At 52.4% G+C, this 2473-nt stretch carries 3 protein-coding genes; all 3 read left to right on the top strand.

All coding sequences use genetic code 11. From position 1 onward, the window contains the following. The first annotated feature begins 89 nt into the window (after window positions 1-89). The 3 genes from P775_RS20370 (at window position 90) to P775_RS20380 (ending at window position 2335) form a co-directional block, all read left to right on the top strand. Window positions 90-377 carry a hypothetical protein gene (locus P775_RS20370; protein ID WP_099912711.1) on the top strand — a complete coding sequence of 96 codons (288 nt, stop codon included), beginning with the start codon at window positions 90-92 and terminating at the stop codon, window positions 375-377. A 133-nt stretch (window positions 378-510) separates the two neighbouring features. Further along, the gene (locus tag P775_RS20375) at window positions 511-1110 is read left to right on the top strand and encodes a helix-turn-helix domain-containing protein (protein ID WP_099912712.1); all 600 of its coding nucleotides are present in this window, start codon (window positions 511-513) and stop codon (window positions 1108-1110) included. Then, window positions 1103-2335, top strand: a complete 1233-nt coding sequence (locus P775_RS20380) for a type II toxin-antitoxin system HipA family toxin (RefSeq protein WP_099912713.1) — start codon at window positions 1103-1105, stop codon at window positions 2333-2335. The genes P775_RS20375 and P775_RS20380 overlap by 8 nt, the downstream gene beginning before the upstream one ends. Window positions 2336-2473 lie beyond the last annotated feature (138 nt).

Genomic DNA, 2473 nt, shown 5'->3' on the forward strand with positions numbered 1-2473 from the left:
GATAAGTGTGTCCGGGGAAAGGGGAGCTGCGGCCAGTTTCAGATTTATGCAACAGCGCCCCCTGACACCACAAACCAAGCGGGGCGCTCATGAGCCCCCCCGTCACATCCCAGATCGTGTGGCGCAACATCTCAATCGAGATCACCTTCCACGAGCGCCGTTGGAAATCTGACTTTGACCATATCGAACTGCGGGTTGAGGAAGGCTGGATCATTCCCGTGACTCAGACCGGCTACCGTTCGCACTTCTTGCTTGCTGGTACCGTCGACGAGCACGGCGGTCATGTAGACTTCGTCCTAGCTTGGCTCGACCACGAGGCCGACAAGCCTGAGTGGAAGAGGCGTGAAGACGCTTCACGGCAAATGTCCTTGTTCTAAGATGATCTTTTATAGTAGATCATTAGCCTTTTTTGATCAACTATAGTATATCAGGTAGTTGCGTGAAGCCTTGAAGATGTGATATGTTTAAGTATATCAATGGCAGCACTTGATATAGAAAGGTAGATCAAAAATGACTTATGCGAGTGAAGATATAGCGGCCACACTCAAGGAGGCCAGGGAAAACAAAGGGTTAAGCCAGAGGGAGCTTAGCGCGCGATCAGGCGTGCCTCAGTCGCACATCTCAAAGATTGAAAGCAGTGCCGTTGACCTTCGGCTCTCTAGCCTCGCTTCGCTTGCCCATGCGCTCGATCTGGAACTTGCTTTGATACCGCGCAAGGCCGCGCCCGCTGTCAGGTCCATCGCACGCAGCACAAGCAGCCACAATGCGCATGGCCACTCAGATGCTCTGCGAGAGCTTACAAGGGCACAGCGCGCGTTTGCAGCCTTGCCAGAGGCTCTACAAGAGAGCTCAGTAGCACATAACCTTCAGAAACAGCTTACCGAAATGAACAACTTCCGAAACATTCTTCAAGAAACCGATGCGGTTCGGCAAATTCGAAAAACACTAGAGGCAATCGAAAACGCAGGCGGGTTGAAGCAGCTTGAGAAGGTCGCAAAAGATGCGCAGCGGTTGCGCAACATGCTCGCTCACAATGTACCAACGTTCCGGCCCGAAATAACACAAAGCAGACCAGCCTACAGTCTGGACGAGGAGGATAGCGATGGCTGATGTATCCGTGCTCAATGTTCAGCTTTACGGCCAGCCGATAGGCACGCTAACGCGTGTCGCAGGGGATCGCAGCCTCTTTGCGTTCAACGAAGACTACATAAACGATCCAGATCGCCCGACACTTGGGCTGTCATTCAAGGACGAGTTTGGAGAACTGCGCACTGATTTCAGACCCGTCCAGAAGCAGGTTATGCCATTTTTCTCCAACCTCTTGCCGGAAGGACATCTGCGAAAATATTTGGCCGAGAAGGCAGGAGTAAATATTGAGCGTGAATTCTTCTTGCTCTGGGCGCTTGGTCAAGACCTTCCGGGCGCGATCACTATTATACCAGCCGATGGTGAGCAGTGGCCGCCAGAAGCAGCAGACGCTGAGGGCTTTCGGGAGGCGCAGCCCAAAGAAAACATGATGCGTTTTTCGCTCGCTGGCGTTCAGTTGAAATTCTCCGCCATTGAAAGTGCGAGCGGCGGTTTGACGATCCCTGCCACGGGAGTTGGCGGTGATTGGATCGTCAAGTTGCCATCAAGGGAGTACATGGGCGTACCCGAGAACGAGTTCTCGATGATGCGGCTGGCCAGCCTGCTGGATATGGATGTACCGAAAATCGATCTGGTTGATATTGATAGCATTGCAGGATTGCCAGACGGAACAGAACGTTTCGGCAGCAAAGCGTTTGTCATTGAACGGTTTGACAGATCGCCGAACGGAGAGCGCATTCACATCGAGGATTTTGCGCAAGTCTTTGGTGTTTACAGTGAGAACAAGTACAAGAAAGCCAGCATGCGCAACATTGCCGCAGTCGTAGCCTCTGAAAGCTCGGACGGTGATGTGCGCGAGTTTATCCGTCGCCTGGTCTTCAACACGATGATCGGAAATGGCGACATGCATCTGAAGAACTGGTCACTGATCTATCCAGATCGGCGAAATGCGGCGCTAGCACCCGCCTACGACTTTGTCTCAACAGTCCCCTACATCAAAGGTGACAGCTTCGCACTGAACTACAGCCGCGTTCGGGATTTTGCTGCGTTTGATGAAGACGAAATGTCCCATCTTGCCGCGAAAGCAGCGTTGCCGGAAAAGATGGTTCTTGATGTCGCGCGAGAGACCGCTAGCGACTTTGCATCGCTCTGGAAGCGTGAAAAGGACGCCTTGCCGATGCTTGACGACGTCAAAGCAGCGATTGATGAACTACTCCCGACTTTGCCTTTGATGAATGCAAAGTCGTGATCTTAAAAGTGAGTACATCCAATGAATTTGTCTGAAGTATTTCCAGCGGACGGTAGGCCCCAATCGCTATATTGCGACTGACGTTGCCCCCTGCAGCTAATCCAGTTTGAGATAGACTCTGGCCCAACCGAAAGGACC

The sequence above is a fragment of the Puniceibacterium antarcticum genome (assembly GCF_002760615.1).
Taxonomy (GTDB): domain Bacteria; phylum Pseudomonadota; class Alphaproteobacteria; order Rhodobacterales; family Rhodobacteraceae; genus Puniceibacterium; species Puniceibacterium antarcticum.